Annotated in this window: 18 protein-coding genes; 9 read left to right on the forward strand and 9 right to left on the reverse strand. The window is 35.7% G+C overall.

Going from position 1 to position 19122, the window contains the following annotated elements; all coding sequences use genetic code 11:
* Positions 1-104 precede the first annotated feature (104 nt).
* Positions 105-575, forward strand: coding sequence for a CBS domain-containing protein (locus U6A24_RS17825; RefSeq protein WP_324181359.1), 471 nt, complete (start codon positions 105-107; stop codon positions 573-575).
* A gap of 27 nt (positions 576-602) precedes the next feature.
* Here U6A24_RS17825 and U6A24_RS17830 read toward each other — a convergent pair whose 3' ends face one another.
* The 7 genes from U6A24_RS17830 to U6A24_RS17860 all read right to left on the reverse strand — a co-directional run bounded on the left by U6A24_RS17830 (position 603) and on the right by U6A24_RS17860 (position 9580).
* On the reverse strand, positions 603-2279 hold the full coding sequence (locus U6A24_RS17830; RefSeq protein ID WP_324181360.1) for a formate--tetrahydrofolate ligase: 1677 nt from the start codon (positions 2277-2279) through the stop codon (positions 603-605).
* A gap of 131 nt (positions 2280-2410) precedes the next feature.
* Positions 2411-2761, reverse strand: a complete 351-nt coding sequence (locus U6A24_RS17835; protein WP_324181361.1) for a hypothetical protein — start codon at positions 2759-2761, stop codon at positions 2411-2413.
* Positions 2762-2767: 6 nt separating this feature from the next.
* Positions 2768-3274, reverse strand: coding sequence for a DUF6265 family protein (locus tag U6A24_RS17840; protein ID WP_324181362.1), 507 nt, complete (start codon positions 3272-3274; stop codon positions 2768-2770).
* A gap of 56 nt (positions 3275-3330) precedes the next feature.
* Complete coding sequence (locus U6A24_RS17845; protein ID WP_324181363.1) at positions 3331-4233, reverse strand: histone deacetylase family protein; 903 nt, start codon at positions 4231-4233, stop codon at positions 3331-3333.
* A 5-nt stretch (positions 4234-4238) separates the two neighbouring features.
* On the reverse strand, positions 4239-6305 hold the full coding sequence (gene metG, locus U6A24_RS17850) for a methionine--tRNA ligase (protein ID WP_324181364.1): 2067 nt from the start codon (positions 6303-6305) through the stop codon (positions 4239-4241).
* A gap of 106 nt (positions 6306-6411) precedes the next feature.
* Entirely contained in the window at positions 6412-8043 is a 1632-nt protein-coding gene (locus tag U6A24_RS17855) for a DUF1501 domain-containing protein (RefSeq protein WP_324181365.1), read from the reverse strand.
* Positions 8044-8050: 7 nt separating this feature from the next.
* Complete coding sequence (locus U6A24_RS17860; protein WP_324181366.1) at positions 8051-9580, reverse strand: DUF1800 domain-containing protein; 1530 nt, start codon at positions 9578-9580, stop codon at positions 8051-8053.
* Positions 9581-9687: 107 nt separating this feature from the next.
* On the opposite strand from U6A24_RS17860, the gene U6A24_RS17865 reads away from it, so the two are divergent.
* From U6A24_RS17865 to U6A24_RS17900, 8 genes are all read left to right on the forward strand, one after another.
* Positions 9688-10584, forward strand: coding sequence for a S66 peptidase family protein (locus tag U6A24_RS17865; RefSeq protein ID WP_324181367.1), 897 nt, complete (start codon positions 9688-9690; stop codon positions 10582-10584).
* Positions 10585-10586: 2 nt separating this feature from the next.
* Positions 10587-10946 (forward strand): YraN family protein, encoded by a 360-nt coding sequence (locus U6A24_RS17870; protein ID WP_324181368.1) that lies wholly within the window; start codon positions 10587-10589, stop codon positions 10944-10946.
* Between the two features lie 34 nt (positions 10947-10980).
* Positions 10981-11877, forward strand: a complete 897-nt coding sequence (locus U6A24_RS17875) for an aldo/keto reductase (RefSeq protein ID WP_324181369.1) — start codon at positions 10981-10983, stop codon at positions 11875-11877.
* A 79-nt stretch (positions 11878-11956) separates the two neighbouring features.
* Positions 11957-13075 carry a helix-turn-helix domain-containing protein gene (locus U6A24_RS17880; RefSeq protein WP_324181370.1) on the forward strand — a complete coding sequence of 373 codons (1119 nt, stop codon included), beginning with the start codon at positions 11957-11959 and terminating at the stop codon, positions 13073-13075.
* Positions 13076-13154: 79 nt separating this feature from the next.
* Entirely contained in the window at positions 13155-14078 is a 924-nt protein-coding gene (locus tag U6A24_RS17885) for an SMP-30/gluconolactonase/LRE family protein (RefSeq protein ID WP_324181371.1), read from the forward strand.
* Positions 14079-14294: 216 nt separating this feature from the next.
* Positions 14295-15419: a helix-turn-helix domain-containing protein gene (locus U6A24_RS17890; protein WP_324181372.1), complete on the forward strand. Its 1125-nt coding sequence runs from the start codon at positions 14295-14297 to the stop codon at positions 15417-15419.
* 85 nt (positions 15420-15504) lie between these two features.
* A complete protein-coding gene (locus U6A24_RS17895; protein ID WP_324181373.1) occupies positions 15505-16416 on the forward strand; it encodes an SMP-30/gluconolactonase/LRE family protein in 912 nt (303 codons plus the stop codon).
* 21 nt (positions 16417-16437) lie between these two features.
* Positions 16438-16590, forward strand: a complete 153-nt coding sequence (locus U6A24_RS17900) for a hypothetical protein (protein WP_324181374.1) — start codon at positions 16438-16440, stop codon at positions 16588-16590.
* Positions 16591-16828: 238 nt separating this feature from the next.
* Here the strand turns inward: U6A24_RS17900 and U6A24_RS17905 are convergent, their stop codons facing one another.
* On the reverse strand, positions 16829-18022 hold the full coding sequence (locus tag U6A24_RS17905) for a serine hydrolase domain-containing protein (protein ID WP_324181375.1): 1194 nt from the start codon (positions 18020-18022) through the stop codon (positions 16829-16831).
* An 88-nt stretch (positions 18023-18110) separates the two neighbouring features.
* Positions 18111-19022, reverse strand: a complete 912-nt coding sequence (locus U6A24_RS17910) for a helix-turn-helix domain-containing protein (protein WP_324181376.1) — start codon at positions 19020-19022, stop codon at positions 18111-18113.
* Positions 19023-19122 lie beyond the last annotated feature (100 nt).

The raw sequence follows: 19122 nt of genomic DNA on the forward strand, positions 1-19122 counted from the left end.
ATGACAATGATAAAAAAGAGACCTTTCTGTTATAAAGTTGAGTGTTATCTTGAATAAATAATTGAAAATCACTATATTTAAGTTTCACTAAATTGCTTAATATTATGGGAATAATCAGTTTTCAAGGGGCTCGTTCTAAAACCAAGAAGCAAGATGAGACTCCTATCAAAGTTTCAGATTACATGACCAGAGATTTGATTACATTTAATCCAAATCAATCGGTAATGGAAGTAATCGAGACCTTGGTAAAGTACAAAATTTCAGGAGGGCCGGTAGTAGATGACAACAATCGATTGTTGGGGATTATTTCCGAAGGAGATTGCATCAAACAGCTTAATGAAAGCCGTTATTATAACATGCCAATAGATGATGCAAAGGTCGAAAAGTTTATGGTAAAGAATGTAGAAACTATTGATGGTAATGTTAATATTTTTGACGCTGCCAACAAGTTTTTACAAACAAAAAGAAGACGTTTTCCGATTATTGAAGATGGTAAATTAGTTGGCCAAATAAGCCAAAAAGATGTAATGAAGGCTGCTTTAAAAATGAAAGGTCAAAATTGGCATGATAAGTAGTTTTGACACTATACATTATTTAAAAAACTAAAACAATCCTGAGATATTTCCTTCATTATCTATTGTAATTTTCTCTGAGGCAGGGTGTGAAGGAAGTCCTGGCATGCGCATAATGTTTCCAGTAATTGGTATTAAGAATCCTGCGCCCGCTGCGATTTCAATCTCACGTACTGTAATAATAAAATCCTTGGGCCTGCCCAAAAGGATGGGGTTGTCAGACAATGATTTTTGTGTTTTTGCAATACAAACGGGTAAATGTTCTAACCCAAGGGATGCAATGGTTTTCAGGTCTTTTTTAGCTTTAGCAGTATAGTCTACATGTTTGGCACCATAGATTTCTTTGGCAATCGTTTCAATTTTAGAGGTCACATTATTTTTCCAATCATACATAGGAGTAAATTGTTGATTGTTGGTTTCTACCACTTCAATTACTTGTTTGGCAAGATCAAGGGCACCTTTACCTCCTTTTGCCCAAACTTCGGCGATAGCTATACGTACGCCTATTGATTTTGCAAATTCGCAGATCATTGCAATTTCTTGATCACTATCTGTAGTAAAACGATTTAATGCTATTACCGGTGTTACATTAAATTTATGAATGTTTTCCAGATGCTTTTCAAGGTTTGGAATTCCTCTTCTTAATGCTTCAGTGTCTGGAATAGTTAAACTGTCAAGGCTTGCACCTCCGTGGTATTTTAAGGCGCGAATGGTAGTTGTAAGTACTACCGCTTTTGGTGCTAAACCGGCACTTTGACATTTGATATCGAAAAACTTCTCGGCACCCAAGTCAAATCCGAAACCAGCCTCCGTTACGGTATAATCAGAAAAAGTCATTCCCATTCTTGTTGCTATAACAGAGTTGGTTCCCTGGGCAATATTAGCAAACGGTCCGCCATGTATTATCGCTGGGTTGCCTTCGATTGTTTGTACAAGGTTTGGTTTGATGGCATCTTTAAGTAAAACAGCCATGGCACCTTCTGCTTTTAGGTCTTGGGCGTATATTGGTTTCTTGTCAAAAGTGTATCCTACAAAAATATTACCTAGTCTTTTCTTAAGATCAGTCAAGTCTTCAGCTAAACATAAAATTGCCATGATTTCTGAAGCTGCAGTAATATCAAAGCCTGTTTCTCTTGGAATTCCATAGGTAGTACCGCCTAATCCAACAATTACCCGACGTAGCGCTCTGTCATTTAGATCCATAACCCGTTTCCAAATCACAGTTCTGGGATCAATCCCAATTGCATTGGTTTTACTTTGGATATTATTATCGATGATTGCTGCCAAGAGATTATGTGCTTTTTCAATGCCGGCAAAATCACCTGTAAAGTGTAAGTTAATGTCTTCCATGGGTAGCACTTGAGAATAACCTCCTCCGGTGGCACCTCCCTTAATGCCGAAAACAGGCCCTAGAGAAGGTTCTCGCAGTACCACCGTTGTCTTTTTACCAAGTTGATTAAGTCCTTCAGACAGACCAATAGATATTGTAGTTTTTCCTTCTCCGGCCGGGGTAGGAGAGATAGCCGAGACTAGAATTAGATTGCTTTTGATCGTCTCGTTTATATTTATTTTTGATAAGGGAATTTTGGCTTTGTATTTACCATAATGCTCAATTTCTTGTGGATTGACACCAAACTTGTTTGCTATGGTATCGATATGCTTAAGAGTAACTTTTTTGGCAATTTCAAGATCGGTCATAATATACATTTTGATTAACCTAAAATACGATTTTTGGATAAATCAAACTATGACAAAAAACTTTGTTTTTTATTTTAAGATATGTTGAGGTTTTTGAAAAATAGCATCTAAATTGCAGTTTGTTGCGATATATACATCTTTTAACTATTTCTTTTCACCAAGGCATAAAATTCGTTTTCTAAAGGTAAATAGCCTTGATCATATACAAAATAATAAGTGTTCCCGGTTTTGGTAGTATAAATACTAGTGAAATGTTGGAAATCAAATCCTTTTGCAATCAATTTTGTTTTGGTTGTTTTGGTTTTATCTTTTGGGTTTAACTCTTCTAGGATACGATAGTTCTTGCGTAGTAAGTTATTGATGTTACGTATTAAGTTTTTACTATCCTTATTAAGTTGATTATTATAAGCGTTACGACAGTAGTCACTACAGAATTTTTTGTCTGCGCGGCCAATAATTTTGTTTTCACAAACGGGACATTGTTTTTGCATTGGTGACTATTGTTTTTTGTAGTTGAATTTTACTTCTTGCTCGGTACCATCTTCATTTCCAACTATTACATAAACATTCATTTCTGTATCACTAATTTTTTCGAAAGAAAGCTGATCAAAAAACACCCTATTTTCTTCAAGTTTTACAAGTTTGAAATCCACAGTTTCATCTTTTTCTTCCCATCCTTTAAAATCACTATGAAAGTGTTTAAGTTGCATGAACAAGGTATTTTCTTTTTCTGTGATTCCGCCTATTTCATAAAACTTTACTTTTCCGTCGGCAACCAGTTTGAAAGAAAACATCATAGAACCTCCAAGAGGGTTACTCCATATTTCTTCAACAGTTCCTCCTAGTGCATTACCTTTCCAATAACCGCTTAGCCAGGAAACATCTGTCAGCGTAGCTTTTGGAGAAGTAGTTCCTTCTTCAAACTTCAACGTATTTTTGGCTTTATCCTGCCCATATACGAACGAACCGAATAGAAAAACAAACAAAATGATTTTTGAGGTCATGACCTGAAAAGGAATTAATTAAACACTAATCGTTTACAAACGATTAACACAAGGTATCAAAAGAAAATATCCTGTGCAAGTCTGAAAGTGTTTGCATGCGCTTCTATAATAGTTTTGATATCGGGAGAATATCCGCCACCCATCGAACACATTACTGGAAGTCCAAGATCCTTGCAGGTTTGCAATACAAAAAAGTCCCTTTCTTTACATCCTGAAACGGTACATCCTAATTTTCCCAACTTGTCGGTTGCCAGAATGTCCACACCACACAGATAATAAATAAAATCGGGTTTTTGATTTTCGATTAACTTGGGAAGGGTACTTTTGAGAATATTAAGGTATTCTTTATCGTTTGTATGATTAGGCAGTTCTATGTCGAGATCAGATTTTTCCTTTTTAAAAGGATAATTATTGGCACCGTGCATAGAAAAAGTAAAAACAGCGGGATCATTTTCAAAAATCTCTGCGGTTCCATTACCTTGATGCACATCGAGATCGACTACTAAAATTTTGTTTGTTAGTCCTTTTTGTAAAAGATACCGGGCTCCAATGGCCTGATCATTAAGTAAGCAAAAAGCTTCACCACGATTTGTGTAGGCATGGTGCGTACCTCCGGCAATATTCATTGCGATACCGTACTGCAAAGCATATTCTGAGGCTTTGATCGTGCCATCTGCAATAATGACTTCGCGATCTACAAGCTCTTTGGACAAAGGGAATCCTATTTTTCTAGCCTCTTTTGGATGTATAGAAAGATCTAAAAGACTTTGGTAATAATCTTCGGTATGTACGGCTAGAATAGGCACCGCATCCGGTATATCCGGGGTAAAGAAATTATCGGCAATACAGGTGCCCTCGTGTAAAAGTTGTTTTGGCAGTAACTCGTATTTAATCATCGGAAATCTATGCCCTTTGGGCAATGGATGGGTATAAATAGGATGATATGCTATTTTAAGCATTTGATCTAACTTACTATGGCCCCTGGGGTTACTCCATCGTCATCAGGGTTAAGGAACACCAATTTCCCTTCAGGCGTTTCGGTCATAAGAATCATACCCTCGCTCTCGACACCACGTAGTTTTCGAGGTGCAAGATTTACCAAAACGGTTACTTTTTTACCAACTACTTCTTCTGGAGTAAAATGCTCTGCAATACCTGAAACGATCGTTCTGGTATTGATTCCAGTATCTACTTTAAGAACAAGTAATTTTTTTGCCTTCGGCATTTTTTCGGCTTCTACAATAGTGCCCACCCGAATATCAAGCTTTGTAAAATCTTCAAAAGTAGTAGTATCCTTTTGAGGTTCTATGGTTTTGTTTTCTGCTTCGTTGGCTTTTTTGGTAGCTTCCAGTTTATCAAGTTGTTTTTGGATTTCCGCATCTTCGATTTTAGAAAATAACAATTCACCTTTTTCAATTTTATGTCCGGCGGGAAGTAGGACTTCCTTTGAAGCAATTTCAGGCCATTGCATCTCGACTTCGCTCGATGTAATCGCTAGGATGTTTTTTAATTTTTTTGAAGTAAATGGTAAAAACGGCTCTGAAAGTGTCGCCAAAGCCGAAGCGATTTGCAAAGCAATGTACATTACGGTTTTTGTACGTTCTTCGTCGGTCTTGATTGTTTTCCAAGGCTCTTCATCGGCCAGGTACTTATTTCCAAGTCTGGCCACATTCATTAATTCCTGGCTGGCTTCTCTAAATCGATAACGCTCGATAGAGCTTGAAATTACAGCAGGATATGCTCTAAGCTCAGTAAGTGTTTGTTGGTCAATATCAGAGAATTCTCCAGGTGTTGGAATAACACCTTCATAATATTTATGAGTAAGTACCACTACACGATTGATGAAGTTACCAAAAATGGCTACTAGCTCATTGTTATTGCGAGCCTGGAAATCTTTCCAGGTAAAGTCGTTATCCTTGGTCTCGGGTGCATTGGCAGTAAGTACATATCGTAAAACATCCTGTTTGTTTGGAAACTCTTCTAGATATTCATGCAACCAAACTGCCCAATTTTTTGAAGTCGAAAGTTTGTTGTTTTCTAAGTTCAAAAATTCGTTGGCAGGCACATTTTCGGGTAGTACATAACTCCCTTCGGCCTTTAGCATACTAGGGAAAATAATACAATGAAAAACGATATTATCTTTCCCTATAAAATGAACTAATTTGGTGTCCTTATCTTTCCAATACGGTTCCCAGTCGATACCTTCTCTGGCAGCCCATTCTTTGGTAGATGAAATGTACCCAATAGGGGCATCAAACCATACATAAAGTACTTTTCCTTCACCTCCTTCAACTGGAACCGGAATCCCCCAATCCAAGTCTCTCGTCACGGCACGCGGACGCAGTCCATCATCTATCCATGATTTTATCTGTCCATACACATTCGTTTTCCAGTCTTTTTTATGTCCTTTTAAAATCCATTCTTTCAAGAAATCCTCATATTGATCTAGTGGCAAATACCAATGTTTGGTTTGCTTTAATATAGGTTTGGCTCCAGAAATTGTGGATTTTGGATTGATAAGGTCTGTAGCATTAAGAGAACTACCGCAGTTTTCGCATTGATCTCCATAAGCTTCTTCATAACCACACTTTGGACAGGTTCCTATTACAAAACGATCTGCCAGGAATTGTTCGGCTTCGGGATCATATAATTGTTCTGAAGTTTCTTCTATAAATTTACCATCTTCATGAAGTGTTTTGAAAAACTCTGAAGCAGTTTCATGATGAATAGGGGCAGAGGTTCTGGAGTAATTATCAAACGAGATCCCGAAATCCTCAAAGGACTTTTTGATGATCGTATGATATTTGTCAATAATAACTTGTGGTGAAACTCCTTCTTTTTTGGCACGCATAGGGATAGCGGCTCCATGCTCATCACTACCGCAAATAAATGCTACGTCATTGCCAACAATTCTAAGATAGCGTGAATAAATATCGGCAGGAACATAAACTCCTGCAAGATGACCTATATGAATAGGTCCGTTTGTATATGGTAATGCTGCTGTAATTGTATATCTTCCCTTGGTGCTCATAAATCCTAAAAATAAAGGCACAAAGGTAATAAAAACAGCTACAAAACATAACCACTAGTTCACCCAAATATTTAAGGGTTCTGCTAGTGGTTATGTATTAACTAATCTAAGAGATTATAATTGATTTGCTGAAATCGCCTGTGTTTGTTTTAATCTGGTATACATAAGGCCCGGTACTTAATCGTGTATTTGCCGATTCTTTCACATTTATAACCATATCTACACCTTCCATAAGCATTTCGTTTGCCAAAGTTGCTACTTTTTGCCCGACTACATTATATAAGGCTACATCAATATGAGTAGTTTGCGGACTTACAATATTAATGTATGTTTGACTATCGCTATACGTAGGAATATGTGTTAAGCTTTCTCCATCAGTCGGAATATTAGAGGTGGTGCCAGAACAATTAAACCCTAAATCTAAAGATTCAAAAGGTCCTCCATTGGTGTCGAGCAAAGCTTGTCCTACCGTACCCTCATCAATACACAACCAATCTTTCATTACTGTTGCATACACTTGTCTGAAGTCCATGGTATTAAAAACATTTCCTCCACGAGTCAAATTATTTAGATCTGGATGTTCTCCCACAAAACCACTTCCGTTTAAAGCAGTTCCGAAAAACATAGTGGGTGCTGCAGTACCGTGATCGGTTCCTAAAGACCCATTTTCTCTAAATCTTCTACCAAACTCTGACATGGTCATCGATAGTACTTTATCATCCCATCCGGCTGCAGTAAGATCGGCATAGAAATTACTTATAGCTTCAGAGAATGATGTAAGCAATTGCTGATGTCTTTGAATTTGATTGTTATGCGTATCGAATCCTCCTAGGGTAACCAAGTATACTTTGGTGCCCAGGCCTCCTTTAATTAATCTCGAAATAATACTGAACTGCCGCCCTAAACTATCATCTAGATATCCACCAAAATCTGTCGATCTTTCATAAGCAGCACTGATCACTTCGGCATAATTGAACGTGGTATTGGTAGCTTCACGCAGAAATCTTAGTTTTTCTCCATAGGTACAGTTTTCATCAACTCCGTCGAGATCATAGAATGTTTCATTTTCAATAATCTGAAGTAACCTTCTTGGATCAGAGACTGCAAATGAATAATCACTTTCTGGGCCTTTAAAAATTAAGTTACCAATACTTCCGATTTGAATAGAAGGTGGGCTTGGTGGCGGATTAAAAAAGTAATCGGGATAAATTTCGCCAAAATACCTACCCATGAATCCTGTCCTGTCATCTTCTAGAAGATTGGTGTTGGCATAAATATCAGATCCTTTAAAATGAGACAATGAAGAGTTTTCGTATCCAACTCCATGAACTACCTTCATTTGTCCTTCACCCCAAACTCTCTCGAGTTTGTTCATGGGTTTTGGCATGGCATAATCATCATCAAGATTGATAAATTCGCTAGGTGGTATGCGTATAAGAGGTCTTGCATTGGCATAGACATCATAATCATACACGGGTATGATTGTATTAAAACCATCATTTCCTCCTTGCAATCTTACGAAAATACAAATGTTTTCATTGGTAGATTGGCTTAACGCAATGGATAAGGGCGTGGGTCTGGATACAGAAAGTGGTGTATTGGCCAGCATCATCGATCCACCTCCAACAAGCCCTAGAGCTTGCAGAAATGATCTTCTGTTCCATGTTTTATGTTCGTCGGTATTACAGTTACCGTCTTTATCTAATTTTATATTTGGTTTATGATTTGTTTGGCACATAGCAGGATTATTTTAGTTGAAATTCGGGGATGTCTACAATATAATTCAGAAATGCAAAAAGCTGTTCTGATACTTCGGGACGATCTAGTCTCCAGATGGCCGGATCTACAGCACCTGGTTCATAGTAACTTGGTGGAAAGGCATCAATATCCCTAAAAACACCAGAAATTTCATTAAAAATTACCTGATCTTCCATTCCGCGAGGGAAAAAGTAATTTACAAGGGCTCTTACTACTACATCTACTTCGGGGCCACTTAAACTTGGATCAAGATTTCCATCGGCACTGGTACCAATGGGTAAACCAACTACAAAATCTCTGAATTGTTGTTGATTTTCGCTCCATGCTCGATTAATAAGAAAACGTGCGCTTTCCCAACGCCCTATTAATAAATCGGGACTTATCCAATCTTCATCACCTTGCCATCCTTCAACATCTATCGGATTTAAGACATCTTGTCCCAACACGCGAACTGTTCCTCGAATATAGTCGTTGATATCAGTTCCGGTTAAAGGGAATCCTAATTCGTTGTAAAAGCAAATCATCAGATCACATGGACTCTTAATGATAGCTCCAATAGCTTCTTGATTATAGAAGTGCTCGCTTTTAAATAGTTGTCGTAAAACCGGAGCTATTTCAAAATTATTGTCGATAAATGTTTGAGCCATTTGAGCGACAATAGTTTCACTACAAGTAGGACTTACAAAATAAGCATACAATTTGGTGCATATAAAAGTAGCTACCTGTGTGGCTCTTTGTCGAAACAAAATATCTATTACATCATCATAGGTATGATTACCAGATTCACCAAAAATAGTTTTGTTTTCGTTACTAAATTGTGCGGGATTAAATAATACATCTCCCCAAGGGATATCATTGGTATCAACATATCCTGTTAGGGCCTTCGAAGTTTCTTGAATATCATCTTCGGTATATCCATTATCAACACCCATAGTAAAAAGTTCATATAACTCCCGGGCGTAGTTTTCGTTGGGGCGATCTTTTATATTTTCATCACCGTTAAGGTATACCAGCATTGCATTGGATATCCCAATATCGTATACAAAGTCTCTAAAATTCCCCAAAGCATGCATTTGAAGAAGATTGTAGTATTGTGATTGATACGCGGGGCTGCGATAGGTGTCGTCTTCGGTAACAAAATGATTGCTCCAAAACAAAGTAAGTCGTTCTCGAACTTTATTTTGAATCAAATCATTAATCATTTGATTTTTTCCTTCCCTTCTATAGAAACCGGTATCATTATCGGGGTTTGCTTCTTCGGCAGCTTCAAATTGATCTCTATTCCAAAACCCCCAAAGTGGTGGCGGAGTAGTATTAAGCAACAAAGCTTCATCGATAAGAGTATCGACCAATGCAGAGGGGTCGTTTTGTGCCAGGGCAGCCAAAACCTCGGCTTTGGAAGCTCCAAAACCAATTCTGCGATACAGATGATTTACCTTAGTAACATTCCATGGATTATCTGGAGAAGGCACATAAACATCCAAAGAATCTAGATTACATGAAGTATCAGATATCATAGGCATTAAGATTTAAGTAGTATGATTGAGGGACAAATTCAACACAATATAATAGATAATAACGAAAGTCTTTGTTAATTAGTATCATAATTTTGAAAATTTAAGATATGTTTACCCCCGATTTTGTTAAGAAAGGAGATAAAATAGCGATTGTTTCAACTGCCCGAAAGATTGATTTTAAAGAGGTTAAAGAAGCAATTGACCTTCTTGAAACTTGGGGTTTGCAGCCTGTTTTAGGTTCAACAATAGGTTCACAGGACCATCAGTTTGCAGGTTCAGATCAGCTGCGAAGAGCCGATTTTCAGAAGATGCTGGATGATAATGACATTAAAGCAATTTGGTGCGCCAGAGGAGGATATGGTACGGTTCGAATTATAGACGATATCGATTTTTCAGGCTTTAGACAAAAACCAAAATGGATAATAGGATATTCAGATATCACGGTTTTACACTCACATATACATAATTTTGAGATTAATACCATACATGCTCCAATGCCAGTAGACGTTCATAAAGGAACAAAAGCTTCTATTGATTCTTTGAAAGAAGTGATTTTTGGAAATAGAGAAGGGTATACGATATCTTCTTCGAAAAAAAATGTGTTAGGTCAAGCACAAGGCCAACTCATTGGTGGAAATTTATCAATGCTTTATTCCTTATGTGGTTCAAAATCGGCTTTGGATACCAAAGGTAAAATTTTATGTATTGAAGATCTTGATGAATATTTGTATCATATTGATCGTATGTTGCAGAATCTAAGACGGAATGGATATTTTGATCATTTATCGGGATTAATTGTGGGGGGTATGACCAAAATGCATGACAACAATGTTCCTTTTGGAAAAAAAGCAAAAAAAATAATTCTGGATATTGTAAAAGATTATGATTTTCCGGTAGCTTTTAATTTCCCAATGGGACATATCGAAGATAATAGAGCGTTTATTTTTGGAGCCGAAGTTTCTCTTAAGGTAGATGAAGAAGGCGTAGTTTTTAAGTATCTATAATTATGGCAAAGCATAATGCACTTGGTAAAAAAGGAGAACAGCTTGCAGTTGATTTTTTGATTAAAAAAGGGTATGATATTTTAGAAAAAAATTATCGATACCTCAAATCTGAAATAGACATTATAGCAAGAACTAAAGATACCCTGGTAGTGGTCGAAGTAAAAACTCGTAGTACTCCAGAGTTTGGTAACCCTCAGGAATTTGTAAAACCGAAGCAAATACAATCTTTGGTCAAGGCTATAAACAATTATGTAGAAGAAAATGACCTGGATGTCGAGGTGCGTTTTGATATCGTTGCGATCATCCAAAATAAACTAGGCACCAGATTAGAGCATTTTGAAGATGCTTTTTATCATTTTTGATGAGTATTTTTAATAAAAACTTAATTCAGTACCAATGAAATATCGAAAATTAGGAAATTCTGAATTAAATATCAGTGAAGTATCTTTTGGTTGTATGTCCTTGGATATTGCTAAGGAGAGCTCTGAAAAATTGATTCATAAGGCGATTGATTATGGGGTGAATTTTTTTGATACCGCCGATCTTTATGATCATGGTAAAAACGAAAGCTTTTTGGGTCGCGCACTTAAAAATTATAGAAAAGATGTGATCGTTGCCACCAAAGTAGGTAACCAATGGCGTACTAATAAAAGTGGTTGGGATTGGAATCCAAGCAAATCATATATCATAGATGCTGTTGAAGAAAGTTTGCGTCGTTTGCAAACGGATTATATTGATTTATATCAATTACATGGTGGTACTATTGATGACCCAATAGATGAAACTATTGATGCGTTTGAAACCTTGAAACAACAAGGTAAAATTAGGTATTATGGAATTTCATCAATCAGGCCAAATGTGATTAAGCAATATGTGAAACATTCAAATATTGCAAGTGTTATGATGCAATATAGTTTACTGGATCGCAGACCCGAAGAAGAATGTTTGAGTTTGCTAAAAGAAAACAATATAGGTGTGTTGACCAGAGGAACGCTAGCTAAAGGGGTGTTGGCCGGTAAATCAGCAATCGAGTATCTTAACCATTCATTGGATGATGTTGGCAGAATAACAAATATGATGCAAAAGGTATTAAGAGAGGATAACTCAATGTGCCAAATAGCAATACAATATGTGCTTAAAAATAAAGCAATTAGTGCTGCTGTAGTCGGTATAAGAACTGATAAGCAATTAGAAAGTTGCTTGATAAAACATGCTCATGTCGAACTTTCTGAAAAAGACTATTTCATACTTCAGCAAAGTAACAAAGCATGGGTCTATACGGCTCATCGATAGTCATAAAAAGGTACGATATGATCCATTCAGTCGAAAAAATGGATAGTTTATCGATATTTTACAATAAAAACTGCTTTACATGCAATCATTCGAGTTTATAGATCTTATTCTATTTTTTGGGATTAGCCAAGGTGTTTTTTTGGCTGTAACTATCCAAATGATCAAAAATAAAAACCGATCGGCCAATAAAACCCTCTCTGTCATATTATTATTGTCTGTTTTAATGTTACTGGGTAGAATGGTTTTCTTTAAATATATGACGGTTACCTTATTTCGATTAACCATAGTTATTGATGCTATAATCTTTGTTTTTGGCCCTCTTTGTCATATTTATTTTCGTCGATTGATATTTTCAAAGAATGATCATTTTAAACTTCCATGGTATCATTATTTGCCAGTAATAGCACACCTTATTTTTGCTTTTTATTTCGTATTTATAAGTCAGGAGGACTTTATTAAAAAATACAATTCGGGGTATCTAAATATTCCTTTTTTAATTATTGAAGTAGGAGGTGTTGTTTCTAATTTTATATACTGGCTGGCAAATATGAAATTATTAAGGATGTATATTGAAGAAGAGAAAAATAGAGTTTCCTATAAGCAAGGTCTGGTTTCATTTCTTAAATTTTTCCAGATTTCGATTGGAGTTTTTATATTTTTTTGGATAATTAGTTTTGTCTCTTCTAATTTCTTTGACTACAGGGTAAAGTTTGTTAATTATAATTCAGTTTGGGCTACAATATCGATTTTCATTTTTATTGTAGGGTATTATAGCTTAAAAGAACCCGAAATTTTTAGAATTTCTCTTCAGAAAGAGAAACCAAATCAACAAAAAAGACTCCAGGAAGATCAGATTAGTTCCTTAGAAAAAGAATTACAACAAGCCATAGAAGAAGAAAAAATGTTTCTTAAACCTAATTTGACCTTAAGGGACCTTTCCGAAAGGTTAAATACGTCTACTCATAATATTTCCTGGTACTTAAATACGGTGCAAGGTTGTAATTTTTATGACTATATAAATCATTATAGAATAAAAGAATTTCTTCAAAAGGTCGAAAACAATGAACATTTGGATCATACCATACTGGCCATCTCGATGGATGTTGGTTTTAACTCTAAATCTACTTTTAATAAGGCATTCAAATTAGAAATGAATGATACGCCCAGTAACTTTATTAAACAGTTACCGGTTGCCTGAAAAAGGTCCGAAATGATCCAGAACGTCGATTTTTAAGAAATGCCAGGATAGTTTAGTGGCATAACTTAAAAATCATGATATGAAAACAAACTTTAAAAACAAACTTACTTCTTTTTGTTTCTTATTAGTACTTTCTGTAACACTAGGCTCATGTTATGGCGACGGTATTAACCCCGAAGCCGAAGTAGAAACAATTATTTCAGATTTTGAAGGAAATGATGCGGTTACTGTTGATCGAAAAGGGAATGTATACGTTTCTGAATATGGTCAATTTGTAAATACAGGAGGAAACGGAACCAAAGTGTTAAAGGTAGACAAACACGGTGATGTCTCAGAATTCATTACTGGATTGTCGGGTCCTTTGGGAAATGCAATTGACAGCTATGGAAATTTTTATGTAAACAATGATAATAATACGGCACGAGGGGATGTGCTTAAAGTGACCCCCGATGGCACTCGTACTGTTTTGGCTACAATAGACGGTTGGCCAACGGGACTTACATTGGATCACGAAAACAATGTATATGTTTCTAATTTCATCACTCCAACGGTTCATAAAATCACCCCAGAAGGTGAAGTATCTGTATATGCCAATGATCCAAGACTGGCAGGAGGTGTAGGGATTGATTTTGATAGAAAAGGGAATCTTGTTGTAGGTAATTTTTCTACGGCAGATATCTTATCGATTACTCCAGAAGGTTTGGTTTCTTTAATTGCAACTATTCCTGATATAACAATTAATGGTTTCGGAATCGGATACATTACGGTGGCTGGAAACTCTGTTTTTGCTACGGGTATTGCGGTAAACAAAATCTTTAGAGTTACACTAGACGGTGAAGTAAAAGAATTTGCAGGAACTGGAGAACCTGCTGTAGTCGATGGACCAATTTTGGAAGCTTCATTCAATGGGCCCAATGGCATTACTGCGGACAAATATGGTAAAGCTTTGTATATTTCTGAATTTGGTGGAACCGGAGCTTTGCGAAAAATCACATTGAAATAGGCTAGTCCAAATATTTTAGATAGATTTTTTACTTATGTTTATGTGGGTTCGATATGAAACTATTTTTCGTGTCGAACTCGCATTTAATTCTGCATCTTTATTTGGGTGTACCACACATTGGATCTAATTTTGTATAGATTAATTGTATGAATGTATACAAACGGTCGCAATATTTTGTAATTAAGTTAATTTTACAATAACCTTAAAGACTTCTGCATGCATACTTTTGACTTTACCGACCTTTTTTTGTTTTTAGGAATTAGTCAAGGCATATTTCTGGCGATTACCATTCACGTGGTTCAAAACAAAAACAAAATTGCGAATAGGGTTTTATCCCTCCTTTTAATTTTATCGTCTATATTACTAACGGGAAAATTCATGTATTCCTTTGATGCCAAAAATGAATGGTTCTTTAGGATAGCTGTATTTATGGATGCTATGATCTTTATATTGGGCCCATTTTTGTACATGTATTGCAGACGTCTTATATTTAACGAGACCCCGGCCTTTAAAATTCATTATCTCTACTTTGTTCCTTTTCTAGGTATGTGTTTGTATTACATTTGGACGCTTACTTATACACATCAAGAGTTGATCGCTATGGGTAGAGCAGGAAAACTTCTTGTTCCTTTTTTTACAATAGAAACATGTGGCCTGGCATTCAACTATTATTTTTGTTACCGTAGTTATATACTGATAAAAACATACGAAAGACAAGAGAAGAAAAATTTATCATACTCCCAACATGTAATCGCATTTTTGAAGGTTGTTTTGGTAGTGATAACCGTATTTTTTACGATGTGGTTAATAAGTTATGTATCTGCTTATTTTTTACGTGCTTATTTGCCATATATTAATTACAACACAACCTGGATAGCTTTCCCAATTTTTATATATGTAATAGGTTTCTTCAGTCTAAAACAACCTAGTATTTTTAGGGTGCCTATAGCGAAAAAAGATAGACAAAAGAATAAAGAAAGAGTGGATGGCCCAGAATTGGAGCGATTAAAAAATGACCTTCAAAAACTTATGGTTGAAGAAAAAATTTATCTTAATCATAAACTAACATTAATAGATATGGCCCAACAATTAAATACATCTTCAAATAATGTCTCCTGGTTATTAAATAACATTCATGAATCTAGTTTTTACGATTTTATAAATCACTATAGAGTACAAGAGTTCATAAATAAAGTTGAAAGGGGAGAGCACCAAAACCATACCTTATTAGCATTGTCTCTAGATTCTGGATTTAACTCTAAATCTACATTTAATAAAGCATTCAAAATAGTGATGAATGAAACCCCAAGCAACTATATCAAAAAAATGCGGGTGATTTAATCACAAAGTGTGCGAGTGTATACATAAAGTCGATTTTTGGTGATTCGAGAAATAGTTTTGGTTAAAACTTTTAAAAATCTCGAAAATGAAATCAGTATCAAAAATCATTAAAAATCAAATTTCAAAAATTTTATTGTATGCTATTTTGGGTATTTCGATGGTTGTAACATCTTGCGAAGGAGGTAATATACCCGAGATAGAAATTACGGTCTCTACAGTATTCGAAGGGTCATTTCAAGATGGCTTGGCAGAAGATAGTAAGGGGAATATTTATGGGTCAGACTTTGCTGGAAATACGGTTTATAAATTGGATAGGTCTGGCAATGTAGCCGTTTTTGCAAATGGATTTACAACTCCCAATGGTATCGGCATTAATAGTAAAGATGAGATATACATATGTGATAATTTTGGGAACAAAATCTTTAAATATGATACCGAAGGGACGCTACTCGCCTCTTTTGACGCTGCGTCACCCGCAGGAATCAAAAAAATTCCTTGGAGCAACGATATGCTTTTTGTTGAATATTTTACCAATACCATAAATGTTTTAAAGGAAGATGGCAGTATCACCAAACTTTTTGAAGGAGAACCAATCAACGGCCCTGCAGGAATTGCATTTGATAGAAAAGGAAATACGTACATAGGGAATTTCAATGATAGGAAAATATACAAGTTTTCGGACGGTCAACTCGAATTTGTTGCACAATTACCCGCCGAGGCTGAAAATTCCAATTTTCTTGGGTTTCTCACCTATGCAAAGGGAAATCTGTTTGCTACGCAAATTGGCGAACATCGCATTTACAAAATAAATCCAAGAAGTGTGGATGATTTTGAAGTTTTTGCCGGGAGTGTCCTGGGAAATGCAGATGGTGAAATCTCAGAAGCTACCTTTAATTTTCCAAATGGCATTTTGGCTAGTAGAGATCAAAAAACATTATATGTTTCTGACGCCGGCACAAAAAACCTAAGAATCATATCAAGCGAAATCAAATATTAACCATTATAAAATCAAATTATTATGTTGAAAACAATTTTGAATATAGATGGAGTAACAGTACTGAAAAAGCATAGTCAGAAAGAAATTACCGCTGGGCGATGGAATGGTGTATGCCCAAGTGAAGGGTCGCCTTGTGTATATTCTAGCCTTGTGTATATTCTACAGGTATATTAGTCGCAATTTCTACATCATGTCTTGGGCCCATTGAAAATCTCGTGTGTTGTATGGATAGAGGAGTTTGGGCAATACATTGTGATGAAATTTGATACAAAGGAAACAGACTATAAAAAACGCAAGTTTACAAGATGAAAAGATATCTTATTATTTAGGCTAGTTCGGTTATGCTAATTTGTGTACTTCAAAAAACCGGGATAAAACATTGTCCCGGTTTTATCAATATACGTTTCTTAATTTATGTGCCAGACTGATTTATGTATAGTCTTGCAATGTCATACACATTCTCAAATAGATCTGCCGACGAGCCATTTTTATTGGCAAGCATTGATATAGATAAATTGTATTTGGGAAACAAGACTAATAATGAAATAGATCCATTGGCAATTCCTCCGTGATGCCATATGTTTATTTTTTGACCATTGCCAAAAATATCTTTGGTATGGTTTCTCCATCCGATGGCATATTCTTGTTCATTTATTTCTCCATTGTCAAGTCTAACCGGTTTAGTAAGCTCTTGGGTAATTTTACTATCAAACAATTGATGATTCAAAAAAGCGTTACCTATTTTTACTAAATCGGTAGGCGTAGCCAAAAGACCTCCTCCGGCCCATTTATTACTATTGTTTACCTTATAAACCTCCTGGTAGGTATTTTCTGCTACTTCATAAAATCTGGACGTGTTTTTTGGAAGAGCTGAGGTTTCTGCAACAATATTTACAGCATTTAGGGGGTCGAATACATATTGCTTCATAAAGTCAGGAAAAGTCATCTTTGAAGCTCCTTCGATCATGGCGCTTAAAAGTGTATAGTTGAAACTACTATAACCAAAGTCTGATCCTGGATCAAATAATAAATCATCATTATTAAAAACCCCAACACTTTCTTGCACATTTGTATATTCATCATTGCTATAATATTCCCAAACAGGAAAGCAAAGACAAGTACCATAGTTTCTTATACCCGAAGTGTGCGACGCTAATTGTTTTAATGTGATATTAGAGAGGTGCTCTTTGGCATAAGGAACAAAATCCTTAACCTTACTGTCAAGGTTTATTTTTTTGTTTTGAAGTAATACTCCAATTCCCAAAGATGTAACAGCTTTAGAAGTGCTCCCAATTCTAAATTTGGTTTCGAGATCTACGGGGGTCTGGTCTTCGATATTTTGATACCCAATAGCGTTTGCCCAAATAATTTTGTCATGTTGTCCTACGGCGATTGATACTGCAGGTGATTGTAGTCGATGATGAATTATTTTGAGCGTACTATCTGCTTTTTTCGAAATACTTTCTTCATGATCAGTTAAGAGTTTCATTGCGCTTGCATTGGGCATCGTTGACCAACCTATGGCATAGGTAAATAGGGGCTCGAAAAAGAAATAACATAAGATTATTGTAATGACTAATAGAACAGAAATATATACTTTTTTCATTTTTTGATGTTTAAAATTAGATAGAGGAGGTATCTTCATCGAACTTATATTCAATGACTATAAAGGGTATTAAAAAGATGTGATTACTTTATTCCAGATTCATTTCCTGTTGCTTTGCTTTTAGCATTTCAGCAATTTTGTAGAGCAGAATAATTTCTAAAATAATAGTAGCTGTAAGAAGAATGTATCCTGCAAAAGCCAGAAGTATAGTGACCATAAAACCATATGTGATCAGTTCGAATATTCCAGTTACAGTGGCCAGCGGTCCAAGTACATTTTTTAATTTTAAGATAGCGATCCCGAATAATATACCAATAATGCCATAGGTAATCGCTTCGGCCCCCAATACGAATTGGTAATCTAATTGACCAATGTATAAAGAAGCAATATCATACATGTAAAATAAGCAGCCAATGAATATAAGGATGAATGCAGTGATTCTAAGCAAGTAATTGTTGAATATTTTACCGGCCAGTACAAAACCTCTTAAAAATAAAATGATTGAAGCTAATATTGTTAATTTAAGAACAATGTATACCGCATCATGAGCGATCATTTTTTCTTCGAAATATCTGAAATACTCTACTGCAAATTCAGCAAATCCAAGTACAAAATATACAATTCCGCTAATCCAAGCTATAGAAAGCTGTTTGTTTAAAAAACTAGCTTCTTTGCTGTCGTCTATGTCCAGCAAAAATAATTTTTTAAATTCTTTTGTGACTTGTGAGCTTGTTGTTTGGATTTGATTAAGATCATAATCCAAAGCAGATAATATGGTTTTGATAGTATAACTTCTGGGAGTTACTTCACCTGCTTCAATACGTTGAATTGTTCTAACACTTATGTTGCATTGCTCTACCAACTCTTCTTGTGTGAGTCCTTTGGATTTTCTGAGTTCTGAAATTTTCAGACCTAATTCTGGCTGTTTCATGATTTTTAAGTTTTTAGTTTCTTTTGATGTAGAATTCTCCGCGGTAGAATTACTAGAACTTGTTTTCATTTTCTTCAGCAATATTAGTTTTCAGAAATAGGATCTCAAATTTTTTTACTCGTCTTTAACCCGACATTTACCCGACAAACCATGTATAGCAACAGATCCC

Origin of the sequence: Aquimarina gracilis (assembly GCF_035285365.1) — a bacterium.
Lineage (GTDB): Bacteria > Bacteroidota > Bacteroidia > Flavobacteriales > Flavobacteriaceae > Aquimarina > Aquimarina gracilis.

What these genes read in the sequence shown, in the direction of transcription:
- U6A24_RS17855 (WP_324181365.1), bottom strand. Translation starts at nt 8,043, where the DNA reads ATGTGCCAAACAAATCATAAACCAAATATAAAATTAGATAAAGACGGT.
- U6A24_RS17910 (WP_324181376.1), bottom strand. Translation starts at nt 19,022, where the DNA reads ATGAAAACAAGTTCTAGTAATTCTACCGCGGAGAATTCTACATCAAAA.
- U6A24_RS17860 (WP_324181366.1), bottom strand. Translation starts at nt 9,580, where the DNA reads ATGATATCTGATACTTCATGTAATCTAGATTCTTTGGATGTTTATGTG.
- U6A24_RS17885 (WP_324181371.1), top strand. Translation starts at nt 13,155, where the DNA reads ATGAAAACAAACTTTAAAAACAAACTTACTTCTTTTTGTTTCTTATTA.
- U6A24_RS17890 (WP_324181372.1), top strand. Translation starts at nt 14,295, where the DNA reads ATGCATACTTTTGACTTTACCGACCTTTTTTTGTTTTTAGGAATTAGT.
- U6A24_RS17870 (WP_324181368.1), top strand. Translation starts at nt 10,587, where the DNA reads ATGGCAAAGCATAATGCACTTGGTAAAAAAGGAGAACAGCTTGCAGTT.
- U6A24_RS17900 (WP_324181374.1), top strand. Translation starts at nt 16,438, where the DNA reads ATGTTGAAAACAATTTTGAATATAGATGGAGTAACAGTACTGAAAAAG.
- U6A24_RS17825 (WP_324181359.1), top strand. Translation starts at nt 105, where the DNA reads ATGGGAATAATCAGTTTTCAAGGGGCTCGTTCTAAAACCAAGAAGCAA.
- U6A24_RS17905 (WP_324181375.1), bottom strand. Translation starts at nt 18,022, where the DNA reads ATGAAAAAAGTATATATTTCTGTTCTATTAGTCATTACAATAATCTTA.
- U6A24_RS17865 (WP_324181367.1), top strand. Translation starts at nt 9,688, where the DNA reads ATGTTTACCCCCGATTTTGTTAAGAAAGGAGATAAAATAGCGATTGTT.
- metG (WP_324181364.1), bottom strand. Translation starts at nt 6,305, where the DNA reads ATGAGCACCAAGGGAAGATATACAATTACAGCAGCATTACCATATACA.
- U6A24_RS17895 (WP_324181373.1), top strand. Translation starts at nt 15,505, where the DNA reads ATGAAATCAGTATCAAAAATCATTAAAAATCAAATTTCAAAAATTTTA.
- U6A24_RS17840 (WP_324181362.1), bottom strand. Translation starts at nt 3,274, where the DNA reads ATGACCTCAAAAATCATTTTGTTTGTTTTTCTATTCGGTTCGTTCGTA.
- U6A24_RS17835 (WP_324181361.1), bottom strand. Translation starts at nt 2,761, where the DNA reads ATGCAAAAACAATGTCCCGTTTGTGAAAACAAAATTATTGGCCGCGCA.
- U6A24_RS17875 (WP_324181369.1), top strand. Translation starts at nt 10,981, where the DNA reads ATGAAATATCGAAAATTAGGAAATTCTGAATTAAATATCAGTGAAGTA.
- U6A24_RS17845 (WP_324181363.1), bottom strand. Translation starts at nt 4,233, where the DNA reads ATGCTTAAAATAGCATATCATCCTATTTATACCCATCCATTGCCCAAA.
- U6A24_RS17880 (WP_324181370.1), top strand. Translation starts at nt 11,957, where the DNA reads ATGCAATCATTCGAGTTTATAGATCTTATTCTATTTTTTGGGATTAGC.
- U6A24_RS17830 (WP_324181360.1), bottom strand. Translation starts at nt 2,279, where the DNA reads ATGTATATTATGACCGATCTTGAAATTGCCAAAAAAGTTACTCTTAAG.